Source organism: Pseudomonas sp. NPDC086581 (assembly GCF_044746165.1).
Classification (GTDB): Bacteria; Pseudomonadota; Gammaproteobacteria; order Pseudomonadales; family Pseudomonadaceae; genus Pseudomonas.
The window spans coordinates 167,074-193,552 of record NZ_JBIVBR010000005.1; the positions used below are offsets into that span (position 1 = coordinate 167,074).

At 65.3% G+C, this 26,479-nt stretch carries 11 protein-coding genes; 5 read left to right on the forward strand and 6 right to left on the reverse strand.

Translation table 11 applies throughout. The features are described 5' to 3' along the window. Positions 1–74: 74 nt before the first annotated feature. Positions 75–14,243, reverse strand: a complete 14,169-nt coding sequence (locus ACIPK7_RS12445; RefSeq protein ID WP_401087990.1) for a retention module-containing protein — start codon at positions 14,241–14,243, stop codon at positions 75–77. Between the two features lie 337 nt (positions 14,244–14,580). Between ACIPK7_RS12445 and ACIPK7_RS12450 the strand changes: the two genes are divergently transcribed. Genes ACIPK7_RS12450 through ACIPK7_RS12460 form a run of 3 tightly spaced genes read left to right on the forward strand, consistent with a single transcriptional unit; the run spans position 14,581 to position 19,480 of the window. Continuing rightward, the gene (locus ACIPK7_RS12450) at positions 14,581–15,942 is read left to right on the forward strand and encodes a TolC family outer membrane protein (protein ID WP_192435396.1); all 1,362 of its coding nucleotides are present in this window, start codon (positions 14,581–14,583) and stop codon (positions 15,940–15,942) included. Positions 15,943–15,963: 21 nt separating this feature from the next. Continuing rightward, entirely contained in the window at positions 15,964–18,120 is a 2,157-nt protein-coding gene (locus ACIPK7_RS12455) for a type I secretion system permease/ATPase (protein WP_401087992.1), read from the forward strand. Beyond that, positions 18,110–19,480: an HlyD family type I secretion periplasmic adaptor subunit gene (locus ACIPK7_RS12460; RefSeq protein WP_192435392.1), complete on the forward strand. Its 1,371-nt coding sequence runs from the start codon at positions 18,110–18,112 to the stop codon at positions 19,478–19,480. The genes ACIPK7_RS12455 and ACIPK7_RS12460 overlap by 11 nt, the downstream gene beginning before the upstream one ends. A gap of 73 nt (positions 19,481–19,553) precedes the next feature. On the opposite strand, the gene ACIPK7_RS12465 is transcribed toward ACIPK7_RS12460, so the two are convergent. The 5 genes from ACIPK7_RS12465 to ACIPK7_RS12485 form a co-directional block, all read right to left on the reverse strand. Continuing rightward, a complete protein-coding gene (locus tag ACIPK7_RS12465; protein ID WP_401087994.1) occupies positions 19,554–20,195 on the reverse strand; it encodes an NAD(P)-dependent oxidoreductase in 642 nt (213 codons plus the stop codon). A gap of 133 nt (positions 20,196–20,328) precedes the next feature. After that, positions 20,329–21,213: a 3-hydroxyisobutyrate dehydrogenase gene (mmsB, locus tag ACIPK7_RS12470; protein WP_192435388.1), complete on the reverse strand. Its 885-nt coding sequence runs from the start codon at positions 21,211–21,213 to the stop codon at positions 20,329–20,331. Positions 21,214–21,299: 86 nt separating this feature from the next. Continuing rightward, complete coding sequence (locus ACIPK7_RS12475) at positions 21,300–22,403, reverse strand: enoyl-CoA hydratase/isomerase family protein (protein WP_192435386.1); 1,104 nt, start codon at positions 22,401–22,403, stop codon at positions 21,300–21,302. A gap of 10 nt (positions 22,404–22,413) precedes the next feature. Further along, entirely contained in the window at positions 22,414–23,232 is an 819-nt protein-coding gene (locus ACIPK7_RS12480) for an enoyl-CoA hydratase (protein WP_401087997.1), read from the reverse strand. Between the two features lie 141 nt (positions 23,233–23,373). Continuing rightward, positions 23,374–24,537: an isobutyryl-CoA dehydrogenase gene (locus ACIPK7_RS12485; RefSeq protein WP_401087999.1), complete on the reverse strand. Its 1,164-nt coding sequence runs from the start codon at positions 24,535–24,537 to the stop codon at positions 23,374–23,376. Positions 24,538–24,733: 196 nt separating this feature from the next. Here ACIPK7_RS12485 and ACIPK7_RS12490 point away from each other — a divergent pair, with 196 nt between their 5' ends. Further along, entirely contained in the window at positions 24,734–25,612 is an 879-nt protein-coding gene (locus tag ACIPK7_RS12490) for an AraC family transcriptional regulator (protein WP_192435376.1), read from the forward strand. A 39-nt stretch (positions 25,613–25,651) separates the two neighbouring features. Next, positions 25,652–26,470 carry a VanW family protein gene (locus tag ACIPK7_RS12495; RefSeq protein WP_401088001.1) on the forward strand — a complete coding sequence of 273 codons (819 nt, stop codon included), beginning with the start codon at positions 25,652–25,654 and terminating at the stop codon, positions 26,468–26,470. Positions 26,471–26,479: the final 9 nt, after the last annotated feature.

Sequence of the window (26,479 nt, forward strand, 5' to 3'; positions counted from 1 at the left end):
AACTCCCCTGAAGGGTAGCCCCGCTGTCGTCGTGTCAGAGCCTGACCGTTTGGAAGCCTGGCGGCAATCGCGGATCAGTGATGCTCAGTCTTGACCACCGGGTCCGAACCCGCCACCAGCTTGTTGACGATCTCGGTGGAGGTCGAGCCGTAGGCGGAGAGGTCGACCCCGCTCAGCTTGATGGTGACGTCCGCGGCCCCGCCGTTGTTGATCTGCCCGGTGGTGCTCACCTGCAGGGTCGAGGTCGTGGTGTCCACCTTCAGGTAGCTGAGGATGTCGTTGTGCGCGGTCTCCGGCAGCAGGTCGCTGATGTCGATGCGGTCGCCTTCACCGGCCTTGAAGTCGGTGATGGTGTCGTTGCCGATATCACCGGCCCTCCAGATGAAGGTGTCGGCACCCGCGCCGCCAGTGAGGATATCGTCGCCCTTGCCGCCGGTGAGCTGGTCGTCACCGGTGCCGCCGAAGAGGATGTCGTTGCCATTCTCGCCGAACAGGAAATCGTTGCCGCCCTGGCCGTAGAGGATGTCGTTGCCATCGCCGCCATACAGGTGGTCGTTGCCGCCACGGGTATCGCCCTCGACGTTGAAGGTCGCGTGATTGGCCTTGATGTAGCTGTACATCTCTTCGCTGGTCGCCGCATGGCCGTTCTTCAGTTCGAGGAACGCCGACAGCGCGCTGACGCCCGAGCCCGCCGGCATGTCGGCCGGTTTGGCCGGGTTGCCGTTGACGCCCCAGGGCAGGTTATCGGTGTTGATGGTGTCACCGAAGATGATGTCGTCACCCGCGCCGCCGTTGATGGTGTCGTGGCCCGAGGGCGCCAGCTCGGAGCTGCTGGAGCCGCCGTGCAGGGCGGCGGAAAGGTCGCTGGCCTGCTTGACGATGTCCACCTGGCCGGTCGGGGCGGTCACCACGTTGGGGCTCACGACCGTGATGTTGTCGATGCGGACGTCGACATCGGAGCTGCCCCAGAGCCAGTGGGTACTGTTGTCATTGGCCGAGAACTCCAGTTTGTAGGTGCCGTCGACCAGGGCCTTGCTGGTGATGGTGGCGCTGTCCGAGCTGGTGCGGGAGCCGCTGTCGACGAGTTCCCAGCTGACCGCGCCGTTGGCCGCGACCACTTTCTTCATCAGGCTCCAGGCGAAGCTGTCGCCGCTGCCGAATTCGCCGGTGCGATAGTCGAAGCTCAGCTTGCCCAGGTTGTTTCCGTTAACGTTGAACTCGGGACTGCTGGCCTTGGTGGCGGCGCCACCGTAGGCATCGGTGATCTTCAGCTCGCTGTTGCTGCGGGAAATCGAGCCGGTGCCGGTCTTGCTCCAGTTGTCGACTTTGGCGATGCCACTGCCGCTGTTGTTGTCGAAGTTGGCGAGAACAGTGGTGGTATTGCCCAGGTTGATGGTGCCGGTCCCGGTGACCTTGGTGTTATCGAAGTACTTGAGGATGTCGGCGTTGACGCCGGTGCCGATACCGATTGCCCGCACATCGCTGATACCGCTCAGGCCCGCAAAGGACTGTGCGGACTCGGCGACGATGTTATCGCTGGTGCTGTTACCGTTGCCGTAGTTCTTCGAGTAGGTCGGATCGCCGTCGGTGAGGAACAGTGTGAGGTTTTCATAGCCGTTCTTCTGGCCGTTGAACCAGGTGACTGCCTGCTCGAAAGCCGACTGGTAGTTGGTGCCACCATCGGCCTGCAGGCCGGTATTCTGGGTCTTGCCGATGGCGTTGATCAGCTGGTCGACGTTGCCGCTGTTCAGGTCGGCGATGCTGATCTTGATGCTGGCGGTGGCGGAGAAACCGATCAGGCTGATGTTGATCACGCCATCGTGGCCCTTGAGCTCGTTGGCCAGGTTGATCAGTGCATCCTTGATCAGTTTCATTCGCGAGTCGGCGTAGGCCGCACCGCTGTTGCCGGCCAGGTTGTAGGCCATGCTGCCGGAGGTATCGACCACCAGGGCGATGTTGTAGTTGGTACCCGGCTGTGTGGTGGTGAGCATGCCGCCTACGTCGCCGAGGATCACGTCGTCCCCCGAGCCGCCGGTGAGGGTGTTGTCGCCGTTGGGCGTGGTGCCGGGGATCTGCACCTGGCCGACGTGGATGTCGAAGCCGTAGGTCGGCGAAGTGTCGACGCCGCCGTTGGTCACGCCACCGCTGTCCTGCACAGCGAAGCTGAAGTGCGCGTTGGAACCAGAACCGTCCGGTACGAAGGTCAGCTTGCCGCCAGCCACGTCGCTGGCGCTGATGGCCTGGCCAGCCTTCACGGCGGTGCCGTTGAGCAGCAGGGTGCCGGAGTCCGGCAGGGCCTTGATCAGGATGTTCTGCAGGCTGTGGTTCTGGCCGTTGGCGGAGTCGGCGGTGTCGCTGAAGGAGAAGTCCTTGGTGCCGAAGGTGTAGGTCTTGTCGGCATAGATGCTGGCCGAACCGTCCGACGACAGCGGCGCATCGTTCACCGGGGTGACGTTGAAGGTCAGGGTGCTGGAGGAGCTGGAGAAGCCGTCATGGCTGTCCTGGACCGAGAACTTCAAGGTCGCATAGGCATTGCCCGCGGCGTTGGCCACCGGGGTGTAGACCAGGCTGGCGAGCAGGCTGACGGCGATGATCTGGCCGGCGGTCACCGACTGGCCATTGAGGGTCAGGCTGCCGGCGGTGGGCAGGTTGTCGATGCGGATCGCCTTTAGCGCGTCGCCGGCGTCCTTGTCGCTGAAGCCGAAGTCGCTGGCGCTGAAGCTGCGCTTGCCGTCCTCGTTCAGGGTCACGGTGCTGTCGGTGGCGGTGGGCAGGTCGTTGCTGCCGGTCACGGTGATGGTCACGGTGGCCGGTGCGCTGACTGCGCCCTGGGCGTCCTTGGCGGTGTAGGTGAAGGTCACCTGTCGCGATTCGCCGACGTTGAGCGAGTCGAAGTCGGTGCCCGGGTTGAACACGTAGCTGCCGTTGGCGTTGAAGGTGAGGGTGCCGTTGCCGGCGCCGACGCCGACGTTCTGCACCAGGGCGTAGCCGTTGGGGTTGACCGCGCTGTCGATGTCGGTGGCCGCCGGGACCTGGCCGTTGAGCGTGTTGTTCTCGCCGGTGGTCTGCAGGTCGTTCTTGGCTTCCGGCGCATCGTTCACCGCGTTGACGCCCACGGTGACGGTGGCGGTGCTGGTGCCGCCGTGGCCGTCGCTGATGGTGTAGGTGAAGCTGCCGCTGCCGTTGAAGTCCTTGGCCGGGGTGAACACGACGTTGCCGTTTTCCAGCTTCACGCTGCCGTTCACGGCGTTCTGCACGCTGACGATGGTCAGGCTGTCGCCGTCCACGTCGCTGTCATTGCCCAGCAGGGTCTGCGGAGCGATGGTCAGCGCGGTGTCCTCGTTGGTCACCAACTCGCCCACGGTGTGGGTCAGCGCGGTGCCGCCGACGGTGGTGTAGGTGCCGTTTTGCGGGCGCATTTCCACCTGCAGCTGGGCCTGGCCGCCCTGATCCCAGTAGACGATCTCGATGCTGTGGCTGCCGCTCTGGGCGATGGTGAAAACAGTCGATTCGCGTCCGGTCGGGCTCTGGTTGGCGTCGAACTTGAAGACTTCCACGCCGTCGATCTTGATGCTGAAACCATCGTCTGCGTTGACCCGCAGCTGGTAGCTGCCGGCGTTGAGGTTGATCGCGCCGGTCAGCTGGATGATCGCGTCGGAGGTGTTCGCCGGATCGGTGTTGAGGCTCTTCGCATCGTTGCCGAGGAACTTCTGCAGGTTGCCGTCGCCGCCCAGGTCGCCGTTGCTGAGGTTGTAGTTCAGCGTGGTGGAGGTGAAGGTGGCGCTCGGGTTGTGCCCGGCCATGAAGCTGGTCACCTGGCTCAGGCTGGTCAGGTTGCTGCCGTCGGGGCCTTCGTTGTAGCCCCAGTAGTTGCCCTTCAGGCCGCTGACGGTGAAGTTGTCGTTCACTGCCACCGGTGCGTCGTTCTCCGGCGTCACGTTGAAGGTGATCTTGTTCGGCGTGGTGTCGTAGGTGTTGCTGCTGTCCTTCACCGAGAAGGTGAAGTTGGCGTAGTTGTTGCCGTTGGCGTTGGCGGCCGGGGTGAACACCAGCTTGCCGAGGTCGGCGGCGTCGATCACCTGGCCTGCGGTCACGGCGCTGCCGTTGAACTTCAGCGTGCCGTTGGTGGGCAGGCTGTCGATACGCACGCCGCTCAAGGTATCGCCGGCGTCCACGTCGCTGAAGCCGAAGTCGGCGGCGGTGAAGCTGCGGCTGCTGTCTTCGTTCAGGGTGATGGTGTTGTCGGTGCCGTTGGGAGCGTCGTTGCTGCCGTTGACGGTGATGGTGATGGTCTTCGGATCGCTGAGCGCGCCAGCGTCGTCCTTCGCCTGGTAGGTAAAGGTGACGGTTTCGCTCTGGCCGGTGGCCAGGTGGTCGAAGGCGGTACCCGGCGTGAAGGTGTAGCTGCCGTTGGTGTTGAAGACCAGGCTGCCCTTGCCCTGGGCGACATCGGTGGCCAGCTGGTAGCCAACCACGGTGCCGTCCACATCGGTGGCGGTCGGGACCTGGCCCTGGAGAACGGTGTTCTCTCCGGTGGACGCGGTGCCGTCGACGGCAACTGGTCGGTCATTGGTGCCGGTGACGTCGATGGTGATGGTTTTCGGATCGCTCAGGGCGCCGTTGTTGTCCTTCGCCTGGTAGGTGAAGGTCACCAGTTCGTGAGCGCCGGCGGCCAGGTGATCGAAGGCCGTGCCTGGATTGAAGGTGTAGCTGCCGTTGGCGTTGAACGTCAGGGTGCCTTTGCCGGCCGCCACGTTGGTGACGAGCTGGTAGCTGGCGATGGTGCCGTCGACGTCGGTGGCCACCGGAATCTGGCCCTGGAGCACGGTGTTCTCGCCGGTGCTCTGGGTGTCGGCGTAGGCGACCGGCGCATCGTTGGTGCCGTTGATGGTGACGGTCACGTTGGTGCTGGTGCCGTCGGCGGCTTTCACGACGAAGGTCTCGACGAGGTGTTCGCCGACCTTCAGTTCGTTGAAGGCGGAGTTGGCCACGTAGGTCCAGGTGCCGTCAGCGGCGATGCTGAACTTGCCGTTGGTGCCGACGGTGTTGGTCTGGGTCTGGAAGACCGCCGGGCTGTCGACATCGTTGACGATCAGCTTCCCGCCGATGGTGACTGGGGCGTTGGTTTCGTCGGCGCTGCCGCTGTTCTGGCCGGTGATCACCGCCGCGTCGTTGGTGCCGGTGACAGTGATGGTGACGGTCTTCGGATCGCTCAGGGCGCCGTTGTTGTCCTTCGCCTGGTAGGTGAAGGTGACGTCCTGGGTCTGGCCCGCCGCCAGGTAGTCGAAGGCGGTACCCGGGTTGAAGGTGTAGCTGCCGTCGCTGTTGAAGGTCAGCGTGCCCTTGCCGCCGCCGATACCGGTGGCCAGCTGGTAGCTGGCGATGGTGCCGTCGACGTCGGTGGCGACCGGAACCTGACCCTGGAACACGGCGTTCTCGCCGGTGGTCTGGGTGTCGGCGTAGGCCACCGGCGCATCGTTGGTGCCGTTGATGGTGACGGTCACGTTGGTGCTGGTGCCGTCGGCCGCTTTCACGACGAAGGTCTCGACGAGGTGTTCGCCGGCCTTCAGTTCGTTGAAGGCGGAGTTGGCGACGTAGGTCCAGGTGCCATCGGTGGCGATGCTGAACGTGCCGTTGGTGCCGGCGGTGTCGGTCTGCGCCTGGAAGCTGGCCGGGCCGTCGACATCGGTGACATTCAGCTTGCCGCCAATGGTGACCGGGGCGTCGGTTTCATCAGTGCTGCCGCTGTTCTGGCCGGTGATCACCGCCGCGTCGTTGCTGCCGGTGACGGTGATGGTGACTGTCTGCGGGGTGCTCAGCGCGCCGTTGTTGTCCTTCGCCTGGTAGGTGAAGGTCACGGCTTCGCTCTGGCCGGCGGCCAGGTGGTCGAAGGCGGCGCCCGGGTTGAAGCTGTAGCTGCCGTCGCTGTTGAAGGTCAGGGTGCCTTTGCCAGCCGCCACGTTGGTGGTGAGCTGGTAGCTGGCAACGGTGCCGTCGATGTCGGTGGCGACCGGGACTTGCCCGTTGAACACGGCGTTTTCGTCGGTACTGACGGTGTCGGCAAACGCCACCGGCTTGTCGTTGGTGCCGACGATGTTCACGGTGACGGTGCTGCTGGTGCCGTCGAAGGCTTTCACGGTGAAGGTGTCGGTCAGGGTCTGGCCGTCCTTCAACTCGTTGTAGGCCTCTTTGGCGGTGTAGACCCAGGCGCCGTCGCTGCCGAGGTTGAAGGTGCCGTACTTGCCGGTGCTGCTCTGTGCCTGGAAGCTTTCCGGGCTGTCGACGTCACTGATGCTCAGCTGGCCATTGGTGGTGACCGGGGCGTCGGTCTCGTACACGTTGGCCGTGGACAGGCCGCCGATGACGGCTGCGTCGTTGCTGCCGTTGACGGTGATGGTGATGGTCTGCGGATCGCTCAGTGCGCCGTTGTTGTCCTTCGCCTGGTAGGTGAAGGTCACGGTTTCGCTCTGGCCGGCGGCCAGGTGGTCGAAGGCGCTGCCCGGATTGAAGCTGTAGCTGCCGTCGGTGTTGAAGGTCAGGGTGCCTTTGCCAGCGGCCACGTTGGTGGTGAGCTGGTAGCTGGCAACGGTGCCGTCGACGTCGGTGGCGGTCGGAACCTGGCCGTTGAGAACGCTGTTCTCTTCGGTGGTCTTGCTGTCGGCGTAGGCAACCGGCGCGTCGTTGGTGCCGTTGACGGTGATGGTGATGGTCTGCGGATCGCTCAGCGCGCCGTTGTTGTCCTTGGCCTGGTAGGTGAAGGACACGGTTTCGCTCTGGCCGGCAGCCAGGTGATCGAAGGCGTTACCCGGGTTGAAGCTGTAGCTACCGTTGGCGTCGAAGGTCAGGGTGCCCTTGCCGGCGGCGATGTTGGTGGCGAGTTGGTAGCTGGCGATGGTGCCGTCGACATCGGTGGCGGTCGGAACCTGGCCGTTGAAGACGGTGTTTTCCTCGGTGGTCGCAACGCCGTCGAAGGCCACCGGCGCGTCGTTGGTGCCGACGATGTTCACGGTCACGGTGGCGCTGGTGCCGTCCGCGGTCTTCACGATGAAGGTGTCGGTGTAGGTTTGGCCGACCTTCAGTTCGTTGTAGGCGCTGCTCGCTACGTAGGTCCAGTTGCCGTCGGTGCCCAGGTTGAAGGTGCCGTACTTGCCGGCTACGTTGCTCTGCGCCTGGAAGGTTTCCGGGCTATCGACGTCGCTGACGTTGAGCTTGCCGCTGGTGCTGACCGGCGCGTCGGTCTCGTTGACGCTGCTGGTCGTCACGCCAGTGATGACGGCGGCGTCATTGCTGCCGGTGACGGTGATGGTGATGGTCTTGGGTTCGCTCAGCGTGCCGTTGTTGTCCTTCGCCTGGTAGGTGAAGGTGACGACCTGGCTCTCGCCGGCGGCCAGGTGGTCGAAGTCACTGCCTGGCTCGAAGTGGTAGGTGCCGCTGGAGTTGAAGTTCAGCGAGCCGTTGCCCTGGCCGACGTCGGTGACCAGTTGGTAGCTGGAGACCTTGCCGTCCGGATCGGTAGCGGCCGGTACCTTGCCGTTGACGCGGCCGTTCTCGTCGATGGTGACACTGTCATCGTAGGCGGTGGGCGCGTCGTTGGTGCCGAGGATGTTCACGGTGACGCTGGAGCTGGTGCCATCGGCGGCCTTCACGGTGAAGGTGTCGGCCAGTATCTCGCCCGGTTTCAGCTCGTTGTAGGCGTCCTTGGCGATATAGGTCCAGGTGCCGTCGGTGCTCAGGTTGAAGGTGCCGTACTTGCCGGCGACGTTGGTCTGGGCCTGGAAGGTGTCCGGGCCGTCGACGTCGCTGACGTCCAGCTTGCCGGTGGTGGTGATCGGCGCGTCGGTCTCGTAGACGTTGACGATCTTCGCCCCGCTGATGATCGCGGCATCGTTGCTGCCGGTCACGGTCAGGGTCAGGACGTTCTCGTCGGTGGCGCCCTTGTCGTCGGTGACGATGAACTTGATCTGCAGCTCGAGGGACTCACCGGCGCCGAGCTTCTGGTAGTCGGCGTGGTTGCCGTCGAAGCTCCAGGTGCCGTTGGCGTTCAGGGTGAAGCCGCTGGGCGCCGCATCCTTCAGGCTGAAGTACAACGCGTGGCCGTCGTCGATGTCGGTGGCGGTGAGCGTGCCGCCGCTGATCTTGTCTTCATTCACCGATGCGCTGGCGGCCTTGGCCTGCGGCGCATCGTTGGTGCCGATGACGGTGATGGTCAGAGTGCTGGTGCTCTTCGCACCGTACTGGTCGGTGACGCTGTAGTTGACGGTGAATTCCTGGGTCGCGCCCACGGCCAGGTGCTGGTACGCCGCATTGCCGGCGTCGAAGCTCCACTTGCCGCTGCTGTCGCTGCTGAAGCCCGCCGGCAGGCTGCCGGTGGTGGCGAAGGTCAGCACGGCGTTGTGGTCGACATCGCTGCCGGCCAGTTGGCCACCGATCTTGCTGTCTTCGTAGACGGTTTCCTTCATCACCCCGGCGACCGGTGCGTCGTTGGTGCCGGTGATGGTGAGCGTCAGGGTGCTGGTGCCGGTGGCGCCGTGTTCGTCGGTGACGGTGTAGTTGATCGCCAGGGTCTGCGTCTCGCCCTGGGCGAGGTGGTCGTAGGCCGGGTCCTTGGCATCGAACAGCCAGCTGCCGTCGGACTTCAGGGTGAAGCCGGCGGTGTTCTGCGCGGTGCTGAAGGTCAGTTGGGCGTCATGGTCGACGTCGGTGGCCTGCAGCTTGCCGGTGATCTCGCTGACCGGCTTGAGCTGGTTGGCCAGGGTGGCGTTGTTGGCGCCGTTGGTGGTCAGGGTCCAGTTGCTGCCGGTGTGGGTGACCTGGCCGACCACATTGCCGACGCTCACCTGCGAAGGCAGGTTGCTCAGCACCAGGGTCGAGTTGACGTCTTTGTCGACGGCATCGGAAACGCCCAGGACGATGGTGTAGGTGCCCGGCTTGTCGAACACCTGCTGGAAGGTCTGCAGCCCCGAGCTGCCGCCGTCGCCGACCAGAGCCACGCTGGAAAGCAGCTGCACCTTCTGGCCGTTGACCTGCACGTAGGCGAAATCGTTGAAGGGCGATTCGTCGTTGGTGCTGAACTTCCAGTTGAAGCTGACCGCCTCGCCCGGCTGGGTGGTGGTGATGGTCAGGGTCACGGACGAGCCGTCAGTGGCGCCGGCCACGACGCCGGGGTCCTTGATGCCGCCTTCGACCGCGCTGGCGGTGGCCGGGTAGGCGACCGGCGCGTCGTTGGTGCCGACGATGTTCACGGTGACGCTGTAGGCGGTGCCATCGGCGGCTTTCACGGCGAAGGTGTCGACCAAGGTTTCACCGACCTTCAGCTCGTTGTAGGCGGACTTGGCGGTGTAGGTCCACTGGCCGTCGGCGCCCAGGTTGAAGGTGCCGTACTTGCCGGTGACGTTGCTCTGCGCCTGGAAGGTTTCCGGGCTGTCGACGTCACTGATGGCCAGCTGGCCGCTGGTGCTGATCGGTGCATTGGTCTCGTAGACGCTGACCGAGGTCTGGCCGCTGATGACCGCGGCATCGTTGCTGCCGGTGACGGTGATGGTGATGGTCTGCGGGTCGCTCAGCGCGCCGTTGTCGTCTTTCGCCTGGTAGGTGAAGGTGACGTCCTGGCTTTCGCCAGCGGCCAGGTGGTCGAAGTCGGGGCCCGGCTCGAAGGTGTAGCTGCCGTCGGCGTTGAAGGTCAGGCTGCCATGGCCCTGGCCGACGTCGGTGGCCAGTTCGTAGCCGACGACGCTGCCGTCGATATCGGTCGCCAGCGGAACCTGGCTGGTGAAGGCCGCATTCTCGCCGGTGGTCTTGCTGTCGCCGAATGCCACCGGCACATCATTGGTGCCGATGATGTTCACGGTGACCGTGGCGCTGGTGCCATCGGTCGCCTTGACGGTGAAGCTGTCGGTCAGCTTCTCGTCCTGCTTGAGCTCGTTGTAGGCATCGTTGGCGGTGTAGGTCCAGGTGCCATCGGTGCCCAGGCTGAAGGTGCCGTACTTGCCGGCGACATTGCTCTGCGCCTGGAAGCTGGCCGGGCCGTCGACATCGCTGACGGTCAGCAGGCCGCCAGTGGTGACCGGCGCGTTGGTCTCGTTGACATTCACGCTGGCCACGCCGCCGATCACGGCCGGGTCGTTGCTGCCGGTGACGGTGATGGTCAGGCTCTGGGTGTCGGTGGCGCCGTGTTCGTCGGTGACGATGTACTTGACCTGGATGTCCTTGGTCTCGCCTTCGGCGAGGGACTGGTAGGCCGGGTTCTTGCCGTCGAAGCTCCAGCTGCCGTCGGTCTTCAGGGTGAAGCCGGCCGGCGGGTTGCCGGAAACGCTGAAGCTCAGCTTGGCGCCATCGTCCACGTCGGTGGCGGTGAGCTGGCCCTTGCTGACGGCGTCTTCCTGGGCGGCTGCCGTCGCAGCGTCGGCCTTGGGCGCATCGTTGGTGCCGGTGACGGTGATCACCAGCACGCTCTGGGTGCTGGCGCCGTGTTCGTCGGTGACGGTGTAACCCACGCTGATGAGCTGGGTCGCGCCGGCCTTCAGGTGCTGGTAGGCGGCATCGCTTGCGTCGAAGCTCCACTTGCCGTCGCTGTTCAGGGTCAGGCCCGCCGGAGCGGCCTTGTTCAGGCTATAGGTGAGCTGCGCGCCGTTGTCGACGTCGATGGCCTTCAGCTCGCCGCTGATCTGCGCATCTTCCTTGACGCCATTGAGCAGCGAGGGCAGGGCGATGGGCGTGTCGTTGGTGCCGGTGACGGTCAGCGTCAGGGTGTTGCTGCTGGTGGCGCCGTGTTCGTCGGTGACGGTGTAGTCGATCGACAGCACCTTGGTCTCGCCGGCGGCGAGGCTCTGGTAGGCCGGGTCGAGGCCGCTGAAGGCCCAGGTGCCGTCCTTGAACAGGGTGAAGCCGGCCGGTGCCTTGTCATTCAGGCTGAAACTGAGCTTGGCGCCGTCGTCGACGTCGCTGGCGGTCAGTTTGCCGAAGCTGAGTTTGTCTTCGCTGGCCTTGGCGGACGCCGCGTTGGCGACCGGCGCATCGTTGGTGCCGGTGATGGTGATGGTCAGGCTGCTGGAGCTGATGGCGCCGTGCTCGTCGGTGACGGTGAACGGGATGCTGAGGGTCTGCGTGGCGCCGGCCTTCAGGTGCTGGTACTCGCTGCGGCTGGCATCGAAGCTCCACTTGCCGTCGGCGTCGATGCTGAAGCCGGCCGGGGCGGCCTTGTCCAGGGCGTAGCTGAGCTGGGCGCCGTTGTCGGCGTCGGTGGCGGCGAGCTGGCCGCTGATCTGTGCATCTTCCTTCACCGCGCCGGTGGTGGCGCTGGCGACCGGCGCGTCATTGCTGCCGGTGACGGTGATGGTGATGGTCTGCGGATCGCTCAGCGCGCCGTTGTCGTCCTTCGCCTGGTAGGTGAAGGTGATGTCACGGGATTCGCCTTCGGCCAGGCCGTCGAAGTCCTTGCCGGGGTTGAAGCTGTAGCTGCCGTCGGCATTGAAGGTCAGGGTGCCGTTGTTGGCGCCCACGCCGGTGGCCAACTGGTAGCCGGCGATGCTGCCGTCCACGTCGGAAGCTGTCGGAACCTGGCCGTTGAAGACGGTGTTCTCTTCGGTGGTGGCGTTGTCGGCATAGGCGACCGGCGCGTCGTTGGTGCCGGTGACGGTGATGGTGACGGTCTGCGGATCGCTCAGCGCGCCGTTGTTGTCCTTCGCCTGGTAGGTGAAGGTCACGGTCTCCTCGGCGCCGGCGGCCAGATGGTCGAAGGCGGTGCCCGGATCGAAGCTGTAGCTGCCGTTGGCGTTGAAGGTCAGGGTGCCGTTGCCCTGGCCGACGTCGGTGGTCAGCTGGTAGCCGACGATGGTGCCGTCCACGTCGGAGGCTGCCGGAACCTGGCCGTTGAGAACGGCGTTCTCTTCGGTGGTGGCGGAGCTGGCAACGGCTACCGGCGCGTCGTTGGTGCCGATGAGGGTCACGGTGACGGTGGTGCTGGTGCCATCGGCGGCCAGGACGTTGAAGGACTCGGTCTGGTGCTCGCCGTCCTTCAGCTCGTTGAAGGCCTCGTTGGTGACGTAGGTCCAGCTGCCGTCAGCGGCAACGCTGAACTTGCCATAGTCGCCGGCAGTGCCGGTCTGGACCTGGAAGCTGGCCGGGCTGTCGACGTCGCTGATGTTCAGCTTGCCGCCGATGGTGACCGGGGCGTTGGTTTCATCGGCGCTGCCGCTGGTCTGGCCGGTAATGACCGCCGCGTCGTTGGTGCCGGTGACGGTGATGGTGATGGTCTGCGGATCGCTCAGCGCGCCGTTGTCGTCCTTCGCCTGGTAGGTGAACGTCACGTCGCGGGTCTCGCCCTGAGCCAGGCTGTCGAAGTCCTTGCCGGGGTTGAAGCTGTAGCTGCCGTCCGGATTGAAGGTGAGGCTGCCGTTGCCCTGGCCGACACCGGTGGTCAGCTGGTAGCCGGCAACGCTACCGTCGACGTCGGTGGCGGTCGGGACCTGTCCGTTGAGAACGGTGTTCTCCTCGGTGGTGGCCGCGCCAGGCAGGGCTACCGGCGCATCGTTGGTGCCGGTGACGGTGATGGTGATGGTCTGCGGATCGCTCAGCGCGCCGTTGTTGTCCTTCGCCTGGTAGGTGAAGGTCACGTCACGGGTCTCGCCCTGGGCCAAGCTGTCGAAATCCTTGCCGGGGTTGAAGCTGTAGCTGCCGTCCGGGTTGAAGGTCAGGTTGCCATTGCCGTTGCCGACACCGGTGGTCAGCTGGTAGCCGGCGACGTTGCCGTCCACGTCGGAGGCGGCCGGGACCTGGCTGTTGAGCACACTGTTTTCTTCGGTGGTGGCTGCGCCCGGCAGGGCGACCGGCGCGTCATTGGTGCCGGTCAGGGTCACGGTGAGGGTGGCGGTGCTGGTCGCGCCGTGCTCATCGGTGACGGTGTAGGGCACCTGCACGACCTGGGTCTCGCCCTCGGCCAGGTGCTGGTAGGCCGGGTCCTTGCCATCGAAGGTCCAGCTGCCGTCCGGCTTCAGGGTGAAGCCCGCCGGCGGATTGCCGTTGGTGGTGAAGGTGAGGGTGCTGCCGGTGTCGCGGTCGGTGGCTACCAGTTGGCCGCCGATTACGCTGTCTTCATTGCCGCTGGCCTGGCCATCCTGGGCGACCGGGGTGTCGTTGGCGCCCTGGACGTTGATGGTGATGACGCGGGTGTCGGTGGCACCGGACGGATCGGTGACGGTGACGGTGAAGTTCTCGCTCGGGTTCTGACCCTGTGGCAGCGCGTTCACTGCATTGGCATCGACCACGTAGGTGTAGCTGCCATCGGCGTTGACGGTCAGCTCGCCGTAGGCGCCCTTGGCGCTGCCGCTCCAGGTCAGGTTGGTGTCGTCGACGTCGCTGGCGCTCAGTTGGCCCTTGATGTCGGCGAAGCTGTCGTTGGCGGCGGTGTCAGTGATGGCACTGGTATAGGTGCCCGTGGCCACTGGAGCGTCGTTTACCGGCGTGATGCCAACGTTCACGACCAGGGTGCTGGACGCGCCACGGCTGTCGGTGACGATCACGGTGAAGCTGTCGGCGCCGTTGTAGTCACCGTTGGGGTTGTACTGCCAGGTGCCGTTGGGGTTGAGCACCAGCAGGCCGTTGGCCGGCGCCTGGCCGACGCTATAGGAGATCAGGTCGCCATTCGCGTCGCGGGCGGAGAAGGCGCCGGTGAGCAGGGTGTCTTCGGCGGTGGTCAGTTCCAGCACGCCGTTGTTGCCATCGATGAACTGGGGCGCGAGGTTGGCCGGCAGTTCGCTCTGGCGCTCGTCACCGGCTGCGCCGCTGTTGTCCAGACCGGAAGTGGAGTAGCCAATGTGGGGATCGACGCGGCCGGCGGTAGCATCCAGCACCACGAAACTGTGGCCGCCGCCAACGCCACCATTGCTGCCAGCGGCCGAAGGCGCAGCAGTCGGGCCCGCAGCGGTGGGCGCCAGCGCCTGGGTCGGGTCGAGGCCGGCGGCGATGGCTTTCTGCAGGTCTTCGGTGCTCGGTGCGTTGGCCGGCTGCGCGGCGGCGTGGTGCGTCTCGGCCTGCGGCAGGTCGGCGCTGCTCCACTGGCTGTCGCGGCCCAGGTCGACCAGCTTGCCCTTGCCGACGTCGAGCGTCACCGCGCCGGCAGCGCCGGTGAGCAACTGCTCGCCCTGGTAGATGCGGTCACCTTCGACCAGAACGCGCTGGGCGCCTTCGGGGGTAACCGCAATCACTTGGCCGATGATGCTTTTTACGACGGCGACGACGCTGCTCATGCACTTCTCCTGGTGAGGCTTGCCTGGTTGCCGACCGGCCACAGGTGACGTCGGCTCAGGGGCATTCCTTTGTCTTTAAGAGCAAAAAGTTTGGCGTCAATACATTGGCTTATAGCGGTTGGAAATTACGTATATGCCAATGTATTGACCATTCGTTTGCCATCCTAAACAATTGGCAAATCGATGTCACTTTGATATCGGTGGTCCGCCCAAAAAAATTTAGCGTGAAATTCATCACGCTTTTGAAGCTTTCCTTGCAGCCATTCGCCGGTCTTTTGACGCTCTTTAGCGGCAATCGAATCGCTGCGGCTATCTCACTGATAAGGATGTTTTCCTCATGCGCATGCGATTCGCTCAAGCCGTGCCCTTCGCCCTGGCTTTCGTCATTCCCGTTGCTCTGCCGGTGCAGGCCGACACCCTCAACCAGGCCATGCAGAAGGCCCTGGAGTACCACCCGGAAATCCAGGCCGGAGTGAACTCGCGTCTCGCTGCGGACAAGCAACTGCGCGCCGCCAAGGGGGGCTACCTGCCGTCCGTCGACCTGACCGCTGGCTACGGCCGCGAAGGCTCCGACAACACCACCACCCGTGGCGAAGGCGATCACTGGAAGACCCTGAACCGCGGCGAGTCCAACCTCGCCCTGCGCCAGATGGTGTTCGACGGCTTCGCCACTTCCAGCGAAGTCGGCCGTCAGCAGGCCAACGTCAACTCCCGCGCCTACGCACTGCTGGGTACCTCCGAGCGCACCGCGCTGGACGTTGCCCAGGTCTACACCGACGTGCTGCGTCGCCAGGAGATGGTTCGTCTGGCCGAGGACAACCTGAAGAATCACCAGCGCGTCTACGACCAGATCAGCCTGCGCAGCTCCCGTGGTGTTGGCCGTCTCGCCGACCAGGACCAGGCCGAAGCCCGCCTGGCCCAGGCGCAGAACAACCTGATGACCGAGAAGACCAACCTGGCCGACGCCCGCACCAACTACTACAGCGTGGTGGGTAGCGACCCGGTGGAACTGAGTGAGCCCACCGGTCTTGTCGGCCAACTGCCGGAAGACCTGCAGGCTGCCCGTCGCCAACTGGTCGAGAACAGCCCGATCCTGCGCTCCGCGGAATCCGACGTCGCCGCCGCCGAGAAGCAGTACGACGCTGCGAAATCGACCTTCTATCCGAGATTCGATGCAGAACTTTCCAAGGGTGCCGATAACAACCTCGATGGCGAGGAAGGCCACAACAACGAATGGCAGGCCATGCTGCGCATGCGCTACAACCTGTTCGCCGGTGGCAGCAACAAGGCGGAGCTGGAAGCCAAGTCCTATGAAGCGAACCAGGCCCTGGATATCCGCAACAACGCTTTGCGCCAGTTGAACGAGGAACTCGGATTGTCCTGGAACGCCCTGAACAACGCCCGTGACCAGCTGCCGATCGCCCGCCAGTACGTGGACTACAGCACCCGCGTGCGCGAGGCCTACCAGAAGCAGTTCACCATCGGCGAGCGTACCCTGCTCGACCTGCTGGACAGCGAGAACGAGCTGTTCAACGCTTCGCGCCGCCTGGTCGACCTGAAGTACACCGAGCTGTTCACCCAGTACCGCATCAAGGCCACCCTGGGCGAACTGCTCAAGAGCCAGGGCGTGGTCGCGCCGATGGCCGCGGTGGCGTCCGAAGACATCAAGCCGAAAGTCCAGCTGCCCGGCCTCAACTAACCTGCCCGAGAGAGCATCCGCGTGGATCAAGAAGTCAGCGCCGTACCCTTAAGCCACGATCCGCGCGGTCTGCTGGATGACCCGCTGTTGGACAGCCTGCTGACGCTCTGTCAGCTGCACCAGAAGCCGGCCAGCCGCGCCATGCTCACCAGCGGCCTGCCGCTGCCCGGCCAGCGTCTCTCCGCCGAGCTGCTGCCCCGTGCGGCGGCTCGCGCCGGCCTGCAGGGGCGCCTGCTGCAGCGCAAGCTGGAGCAGATTCCCGCGCTGGCGATGCCCGCCATGCTGTTGCTGCGCGAAGGGCGCTGCGCGGTGCTGCTGGGGTGGGAGAGCAATGGCGATGCGCGCCTGCTGCTGTCCGAGAGCGACGGCGGTGAAGTGCGCGTCACCCGCGAGCTGCTCAGCGAGGACTACGCCGGCCAGGCCTTCTTCGCCCAGCCGCAGCACAAGTTCGACCTGCAGCACGGCGAGCTGATTCCGCGCGCCAAGAGCTGGTTCCGTGACACCCTCAAGCGCTCGCGCTGGCTCTATGTCGATGCCGTGGCCGCGAGCCTGCTGATCAACCTGATCGCCCTGGCCGCGCCGCTGTTCGTGATGAACGTCTACGACCGCGTAGTGCCCAACCAGGCCGCCGCCACCCTCTGGGTGCTGGCCATCGGCATCAGCGGCGCCTACCTGTTCGACCTGCTGCTGAAAACCATGCGCGGCCTGTGCCTGGACCTGGCCGGCAAGAAGACCGACCTGATCATCTCGGCGACGCTGTTCGAGCGCATCGTCGGCATGAGCATGAAGTACCGCCCGGCACGGGTCGGCTCGTTCGCCCAGAACATCCACGAATTCCAGACGCTGCGCGACTTCCTCAACTCGCTCACGCTCACCACCCTGATCGACATGCCGTTCACCCTGCTGATCCTGCTGGTGATCGGCATCATCGGCGGGCCGCTGGTGTTCGTCCCGCTGATCGCCTTCCCGCTGGCCGCAGGTCTTGGCTGGCTGCTGCAGAAGCCGCTGGTGGAGACCATGAATCGCACCATGGCGCTGGCCGCCGAGCGCCAGTCGAGCCTGATCGAGACCCTCGCCAGCCTTGACGCGGTGAAGGTCAACAACGCCGAAAGCGAGCGCCAGTACCTCTGGGAGCAGACCATCGGCACCCTCAGCCGCCTGGAGCTGCGGGTCAAGCTGCTGTCGACCCTGGCGATGAACATCACCGTGCTGATCCAGGCGCTGGCCGGGGTCGTCATGATCATCGGCGGCGTCTACCTGATCATCGCCGGCGATCTGTCCATGGGCGGCCTGATCGCCTGCTACATGCTCAACGGCCGCGCCCTTGGCCCGCTGACCCAGCTCTCCGGGCTGATCCAGCGCTACCAGCAGGCGCGCCTGTCCATGGCCACCACCAACCAGATGATGGAGCTGCCGCAGGAGCGCAACGCTGACGAACGTCCGCTGACCCGCTCGCAACTGCGCGGCGGCATCGAGATGCGCGGCCTCGACTTCGCCTACCCGAACCAGCAGGTGGCGGCGCTGCATGGCATCAATCTGCAGATCCGCGCCGGCGAGAAGATCGGCATCATCGGCCGCAGCGGCTCGGGCAAGAGTTCGCTGGCCAAGCTGATCGTCGGCCTGCACCAGCCCGAGAACGGCAACCTGCTGGTGGACGGCGCCGACGTGCGCCAGCTGGACATCAGCGAACTGCGCCACAACATCGGCTACGTGCCGCAGGACATCAGCCTGTTCAGCGGCACCCTGCGCGACAACCTGGTCAGCGGCGCGCGCTACATCGATGACGAACGCGTGCTGGAAGTGGCCGAGCTGACCGGCGTGAACGAATTCGTCCGCCTGCACCCGCAGGGCTACGAACTGCAGGTCGGTGAGCGCGGGCACAATCTTTCCGGCGGCCAGCGGCAGAACGTCGCCCTGGCCCGCGCGCTGCTGCTCGACCCGCCGATCCTGCTGCTGGACGAACCCACCAGCGCCATGGACAACGCCGGCGAAGAACGCCTGAAACAGCGCCTGCAGGCGATCATGGGCGAAAAGACGCTGCTGCTGGTCACCCACCGCGCCTCCATGCTCAGCCTGGTGGACCGCCTGGTGATCATCGACAAGGGCCGCATCATCGCCGACGGTCCGAAGGACGTGGTGATGGATGCGCTGAAGAAGGGGCAGATCAGTGTCGCTTAATCCTCTGGGCAATATCCGCCACTCTGTCCGTGGCTATTTCAAGGGCGGCGACAACCTCTCCGGCCAACCGCTTCCCGAGGTCAGCAAGGCGCTGATCGAAGACGCGCCGCGCGTGGTGCGCCTGACCATCTGGATTCTCATCGGCTTCGTGGCCTTCCTGCTGCTGTGGGCGCACTTCGCGCAGATCGACGAGGTCACCCGTGGCGAAGGCAAGGCGATCCCCTCGTCCAAGGTGCAGAAGATCCAGAACCTGGAAGGCGGCATCGTCTCGCAGATTTTCGTCCACGAAGGGCAGGTAGTGCAGGCCGGCGAGCAACTGATGCGCCTGGACCCGACGCGCTTCCAGTCCAACGTCGGCGAGACCGAGGCCGACCGCCTGGCGATGTTCCTGCGGGTGGAGCGCCTCTCCGCCGAGGTAGAAGACCGCCCGCTGAACATCCCCGATGACGTGCGTGCCAAGGCGCCAGGCCAGGCCAGTAGCGAAGAAGCGCTGTTCCACAGCCGCCAGCAGCAGCTCAAGGATGAAACCGACGGCCTGCAACAGCAGCTGGTGCAGAAGCAACAGGAATTGCGCGAGTTCATCTCCAAGCAGGCGCAGTACCGCAACAGCCTGAACCTGCTGCGCGAGGAAATCGCCATGTCCGCGCCGCTGGTGGCCCAGGGCGCGATGTCCCAGGTGGAGCTGCTGCGCCTGAAGCGCGGTGAAGTGGAGAACCGTGGCCAGCTCGATGCCACGACACTCGCGATCCCGCGTGCCGAAGCGGCCGTGAAGGAAGTCGAGCGCAAGGTCGCCGAGACCCAGTCGCGCTTCCGCAGCGACGCGCTGAAGGAACTCAACGAAGCCCGCACTGAACTGAGCAAGGCCACGGCCACCGGCAAGGCGCTGGAAGACCGCGTCAGCCGCACCCTGGTCACCTCGCCGGTGCGCGGCATCGTCAAGCAGTTGCTGGTGAACACCATCGGTGGCGTGATCCAGCCGGGCAGCGACCTGATCGAGATCGTCCCGCTGGACGACACCCTGCTGGTGGAAGCGCGCATCCGTCCGCAGGACATTGCCTTCCTGCGTCCCGGTCAGCACGCCATGGTCAAGTTCACTGCCTACGACTACACCATCTACGGCGGCCTGCAGGCGGACCTGGAGCAGATCGGCGCCGACACCGTCACCGACGATGACGGCAACAGCTTCTACCTGATCAAGCTGCGCACCCGCAAAAGCCATCTGGGCACCGACGACAAGCCCTTGCTGATCATCCCCGGCATGATCGCCACCGTGGACATCATGACCGGCAAGAAGAGCATCCTCAGCTACCTGCTCAAGCCCATCCTGCGGGCCAAGGCGGAGGCGCTGCGCGAGCGTTGATTGCCGCGCGGTACCCAGTGAAACGGGCCACCCTTGGGTGGCCCGTTTCGTTTGTGCAGGTCGGCTGTGACGATCAATAAGCCACGGTAAACCGCTGCTGGTGATGGTTGGCTTGCTCGGCCTCGTCGACCATCGCCACCGCCAGGTCCGGCAGGGAAATGCGGCTCTCGCCATTGCCGTCGAACAGTACCTGGTCGCCGCCAATGCGGAAGCTGCCGGTGCGGGTCTCGCCGTCGAGCAGCATCGCCGGGCTGAGGAAGGCCCAGTCCAGTTCCTTCTCGGCGCGCAGCTGGTCCAGTGCATCGGCGGCGCCTAGTGCGCCCTGCTTCCACTGTTCGGGGAATTCCGGGCTATCCACCAGGCGTTGGCCGGGGGCGATCTCCAGGCTGCCGGCGCCGCCGAGCACCAGCAGGCGCTTCACGCCGGAAGCCTTCACGCCGTCGAGGATGGCGCGGCTGCCGCTGGCGTGGGCCTCGCGGATATCCGGGTTGCCCCAGCCGGCGTTGAACGCGCTGATCACGACCTCCTGGCCTGCCACGGCACGGGCGACCTGGGCCGGATCATAGACGTCGGCCTGGACCACCTTGAGGTTATCCCGCGCTGGCAGTTTCGCCGGGTCGCGTACCAGCGCGGTCACCTGGTGGCCGCGACGCAGTGCTTCTTCGAGGAAGTAATGGCCGACGTGGCCGGTGGCGCCGATCAGGGCAAGTTTCATGGAATCACCTTTTCGTGGGAGGGAGTGCCGCGCCAGTGGGCACGGGTGGCAGGTGATTCATCTTCGGTCCAGGACTCCTGAGGATAAAGCCACGCCAACGCCATGCACTCATAAGCGTGGCTTCACAATGGGCTCAGTTATCGAAGAGTTTCTGTACCACCGAGAAGTCCTGCTCACCATGGCCCTGTTTCACCAGCAACCGGTACATCGCCAGCGCCAGGCTGCCCATGGGCGTGCTGTTGCCACTGACCTGTGCGGTCTCCTGCGCCAGACCCAGGTCCTTGGTCATCAGCGCGGCCATGAAACCGCCGGTGTAGCCGCGCGAGGCGGGAGCGTTTTCCATCACGCCGGGCCACGGGTTGTACACCTCCAGCGCCCAGTTGCCGCCGGAACTGCGCCGCATGATCTCCGACAGCACTACCGGGTCCAGGCCATTGGCAGCGCCCAGGGCGAGGGATTCGGCGGTGCCGATCATCAGCACGGCGAGCAGTTGGTTGTTGCATACCTTGGCGACCTGCCCGGCGCCGTCGCCGCCAGCGTGGAAGATATTACGGCCCATGGCTGAGAACACCGGGCGCGCGCGTTCGAGCACCTCGGCGTCACCGCCGACCATGAAGGTCAGGGTGCCGGCGATGGCGCCGCCGGTGCCGCCGGAGACTGGGGCGTCGAGCATGGGAATCTTGCGTTCGGCGGCGGCCTGGTGAACCTTGCGCGCCGAGGCTGGGGCGATGGTGGAACACTCCAGCACCAGGGTGCCGGGGGCGATGTGCGCGAGCAGGCCTTCGTTGCCGAGGTAGAGCCCCTCGACGTGCTGGCTCGCCGGCAGCATGGTGACTACCACGTCGGCGCCGTCCACTGCGTCATGAGCGCTGCGCGCGGCACTGGCGCCCTGGACGATCAGCCCGTCGATGGCGCTCTGCACCAGGTCGAACACGCGCAGCAGGTAGCCGGCCTTGATCAGGTTGGCGGCCATGGGGGCGCCCATGTGGCCGAGGCCGATGAAGGCGATGGTTTGCATGCTGGTTTCCTCCTGTTCAACGACGACAGGCACTCCAGCGCTTTGGCTCTTCGTAGGAGCGAGCTCGCTCCTACAGGGAGGGCACCCTACAGATCCGCCAGCGGATGCTCGCCCTCCCAGGTCGCGTCGAAGTGCGCATTCACCACAGCATCAGGTATGGCAGCGATATCCGGCCAGTGCCAGTGCGGGGTGTTGTCCTTGTCGATCAGCCGGGCCCGCACGCCCTCCGGGAATTCCGGGTGGCGGCAGCAGTTCAGGCTCATCGCGTACTCCATGCGGAACACCTCGGCGGTCGACAGATGGCGCGCGCGGCGAATCTGTTCCCAGACCAGACGAGCGGTCAGCGGGCAGCCGGAGGCGAGGGTCTTGGCCCCGCGAGCGATCAGTGCGTCCTCGTCGTTGACCAGCGCGGTCAGCGCGTTCCAGGCTTCGGCGATATTGGCGCTGTCGAGCACCGCATCCAGGCGTGCGCGGCGCGGCAGCAGCTGGGCGTCGGGCATCTCGCCACGGGCTTCGTGCTCCAGTGCCTGGAGCAGGCTGTGCAGCTGCACGTCAGCCTGTTCGCGCCAGTTCAGTTGCACCAGGCCTTCGATCAGGTCGTCCTGCTGGGTGTCGAGCAGGAAGCGGTCGGCGAGGTCCAGGTCCAGCGCATCGCGGGCGTTCATCTGCGTCGCGGTCAGCCCGAGGAACAGGCCAAGGCGGCCGGGCAGGCGGGCGAGGAACCAGCTGGCGCCGACATCCGGGTACAGGCCGATGTTCACTTCCGGCATGGCCAGGCGGCTGCTCGGGGTGACGATGCGCACGCCGGCGCCCTGCATCAGGCCCATGCCGCCGCCCATGACGTAGCCGTGGGCCCAGCAGATCAGCGGTTTGGAATAGGTGTGGATAAGGTAGTCCAGGCGGTACTCGTCGGCGAAGAAGCGGCGCGCCAGCTCCGGCACCTCGCCGGGTTTCTCGCGGCAGGCGTCGACCAGCTTGCGCACGTCGCCGCCGGCGCAGAAGGCCTTGCCGCCGTTGCCGCGCAGCACCACACAGGCGATCTGCGCGTCGTCCTGCCAGACACGCAGCTGGTGGTTCATCGCCTCGATCATCGGCAGGCTCAGGGCATTCAGGCTCTTCTCCGCGTCCAGCGTCACCACGCCGATGCGAAAGCCGTGCAGGCCGGGGCGTTCTTCGAACATCACATTCATCGTCGGGCCCTTATTGGTTGCGCCAGTGCGGATCGCGTTTCTCGAGGAAGGCATTGACGCCTTCGCGGGTGTCGTCGGCGTCGAACAGGTCGACGAAGCGCTCGCGCTCCTCCGGCAGCCAGGTGGTCGGGCCGCGCTCGCGGGCGCCCTGGATCAGCGGCTTGATGGTGCGCACTGCCACCGGGCTCTGCCGCGCGACCTTGGCCGCCAGCAGCAGGGCGGTGCCGCGGGCTTCGCCGGTATCGACGACCTGCTCGATGAGACCGATGCGCAGCGCGGTGTCGGCATCGATGCGCTCGCCGCAGAGGATCATGCGCTTGGCCCAGCCTTCGCCGACCAGCCACGGCAGCGCCTGGGTGCCGCCGGCGCAGGGCAGCAGGCCCACGGTGGCTTCGGGCAGGGCCATCTGCGCCTGGCGCTCGGCGATGCGTATGTCGCAGGCCAGGGCGCATTCCAGGCCGCCGCCCATGGCGTAGCCGTTGATCGCGGCGATGGACACGCCACGGAAGTCGCGCAGCGTCTCGAAGGCTTCGCCGAAGCGGCGGGCCATCTCGCGGGCGCGGGCCTTGTCGCCGTCGGCAAACATATTCAGGTCGGCTCCGGCGGAGAAGAATTTCGGACCCTGGCCGGTCACCACCAGGGCGTAGATGTCGTCGTCGCGGTTCAGGTGCTCGACCACCTGGCGCAGGCCGATCAGCGAGTCGCGGTCCCAGGTGTTGGCCGGCGGATGGTTGATGGTGATCAGCGCGGTGTGGCCGTGTTTTTCCACGGTCAGCTTGTGGGTCAGATCGAAGACTCCGGGCTTGTAGGGCTCGAGGGCGTTGCTCATGGGCATCTCCTTGTCGGTGCCGCCGGCGGCGGGCGTATGGGCATGAACTCTAGGCATGCGCGGCAGGGCGAGTCCATGTCCGATCTGTTCGATTGCGCCTGTGCGGGCGGGCGGTTTTTCCAGTGATTCGTTGCGGCCGGGTCAGAGCAGGCGGTCCAGCATTCCGCCCTGTTCCAGCAGGCGCCGGGCGACGATCACCCGCATGATCTCGTTGGTGCCCTCGAGGATCTGGTGCACGCGGCTGTCGCGCACCCAGCGCTCCAGCGGGTAGTCGTTGAGGTAGCCGTAGCCGCCGTGCAGCTGCAGCGCCTCGTTGCACAGGGCGAAGCAGCGGTCGGTGGCGAAACGCTTGGCCATGGCGCAATACAGGGTCGCCTCGCCGTCCTTGTGGTCCAGCTTGTGCGCGGCCAGGCGCACCATCTGCCGGCTGGCGGTGAGGTCGGTGAGCATGTCGGCGAGCTTGAACTGCAGGGCCTGGAACTCGGCCAGCGCCTTGCCGAACTGCTTGCGCTCCTCGACGTAGCGCAGCGACTGCTCCAGCGCCGCCTGGGCCGCGCCGAGGGAGCAACTGGCGATGTTCAGGCGGCCACCGTCCAGGCCCTTCATGGCGTAGACGAAGCCCTGGCCCTCCGGGCCGATGCGGTTGCCGGCGGGGATGCGCACGCCTTCGAAGGTGATGGTGCGGGTCGGCTGCGCCTTCCAGCCCATCTTGTCTTCGTTGCGGCCGTAGCGGATGCCCTCGGCGTTGGCCGGCACCAGGAAGCACGAAATGCCCTTGGCGCCTTCCTCGCCGGTGCGCGCCATGACGATCAGCACGTCGGTGGAGCCGGCGCCGGAAATGAAGGTCTTGGCGCCGTCGAGTACGTAGTCATCGCCGTCGCGTTTGGCGCGGGTGCGCAGGCGCGCGGCGTCGGAGCCGGCGTCCGGCTCGGTCAGGCAGTAGGAGGCCAGCAGTTCACCGCCGATCAGCCCCGGCAGCCACTGCTCCTTGAGCGCGGCGTCACCAAAGCTGGCAAGCATCCAGCTGGCCATGTTGTGGATGGTCATGTAGGCGGTGGTGGCGACGCAGCCGGCGGCCAACTGCTCGAAGATCAGCGAGGCGGAAAGGCGCGACAGACCCAGGCCGCCGTCTTCCTCGGCGATGTACAGGCCCAGGTAGCCCTGCTCGGCGGCACGGCGGATTACCTCCACCGGGAAGTGGTGCTGGCGGTCCCAGTCGGCGGCATGGGGCGCCAGTTCGCGGCTGGCGAAGGCGCGGGCGCTATCCACCAGCAGGCCTTGTTCTTCGGACAGATCGAAATGCATGCAGCTACCTCTGTTTGTTCTTGTTGGCTACAGCTTGGCGCTCGTGGCGCGCGCTCGTCGGCAAAGAAGCTCCTGGTTGAAGAGCCTCCCGAGTAAACAGTCCTCCGGTTATAGCGCGTTGCGCCCTCGACTGTGGATTGACGATCTTGTGCTGGGGATGGACGATCTTGGTATTGCCGATGCCGGATTACCGCCCATGTCCCGCCCACTGATCTCCACCTGGCCGCTGCCGCAGCAGGGCGTGCGCTTCATCACGCCGCCGCGCCTGCGTCGCGCGCTGGACCGCCACCCGCTTGGCCAGGCCTGCTATCCCTTGGCCCTGGGCTATTACCCGGCCGCGGTCGGGCACCGCATGGAGCGGGAAGACCCGGACGATCACCTGCTGATCTACTGCAGCGCAGGGCTCGGCTGGCTGGAAACGGCGGATGGACGATTCGAGGTCGCCGGTGGTGATCTGCTGGTGCTGCCCAAGGGCCGCGCCCATGCCTACGGGGCCGACCTTCAGCAACCCTGGTCAATCTTCTGGGTGCACCTGGAAGGCCGGTTGGCCGAAGACTTCCTGCGTCCGCTGGGCAAATCGCCGCGCCTGCGCGTGGGCGTGCAGCCGAGAATCCTCGGCGAGTTCGACGCGCTGTTGGCGTTGCGCCGACAGGGCCTGAGCCTGCCGCACTTCATTCATGCCGCCCATCTGCTGCAAAGCCTACTAACCTCGCTGGCCCTGCGCCCGGCCCGCGCGCGGCTGAAGTCCGGGCGGGTGCTGGACGTGGAGGCGGTGCAGGCGATGATGCGCGAACACCTGCACGATGCGCTGAACCTGGACGAGCTGGCGGCGCAGTTCCGCCTGTCACGCTTCCACTTCGCCAAGACCTACCGCGCGCTGACCGGCCAGGCGCCGATCCAGGATTTCATCCGGCTGAAGATGACCCACGCCTGCCGGCTGCTCGACCAGGGCAACCTGGAAGTGCGCCAGGTTGCCGAGCAACTGGGCTATGCCGATCCGTACTACTTCTCGCGGTTGTTCAAGAGCGTGGTGGGCATGGCGCCCAGTCACTACCGGGCGCTGCATCAGGGATAGAATCGGCATTTGCATTGATCTGCAGGGAGCACAACGGCAATGCGCAAACCCCTTTCTCTCTACCATCCCTGGCTATACGCCCTGAGAGTCTGGCAGCGCCGCGTGTTCCGCACCTGCCGCTGGTATCTGTCGAAAACCCCCTATGCGAGTCGGCAGTGCGAAGCACGCTTGCCGTTTCGCTACATCAAACATACCTCCAGGCTGATCCGGAAACTGGGCTCCAGTGATCTGGCGTTGCAGCACAACAAGGTGATCAACCTGCGCTTGGCCGTCGACTGCATGAGTGGTGTGCAGATCGGCCCTGGCGAGTACTTTTCCTTCTGCCGCCTGCTGGGTCGCCCCAGTGCCAGCCGAGGTTTCGTGGAAGGCATGGAGTTGTCCTTCGGCGAGGCGAGACAGGGGATTGGCGGCGGCATCTGCCAGCTGAGCAACCTGATCCACTGGATGGCTTTGCACTCGCCATTGAAGGTCGTGGAACGCGCCAATCACAGCTTCGATCCCTTCCCCGATGACGGCAGGATTTTGCCGTTCGGTTCGGGGGCGGCGATTTTCTACAACTTCATCGATCTGGTGCTGTACAACCCGACGCAGCAGACCTTCCAGCTCGACTTGCGGGTGGCGGAACATCAACTCGAAGGCGTGCTGCTGTGCAGCGCCGAGCGTCCCTTCCGCTATCACGTCTACCAGCGCAACCATCGTTTCGTGAAAGCCGGCGAGGGCGTCGTCCGGGAAAATGAAATCTGGCGTGATATTCGGGAAAAAGGCCAGCAAGGGACGTTGCTGAAGAGCGAATGCCTTTATCGCAATCGCGTGCGGGTGAAGTACCGGGTCGAAGACGAGCACCTGTCCGGCACCTGAGAGTGGCGC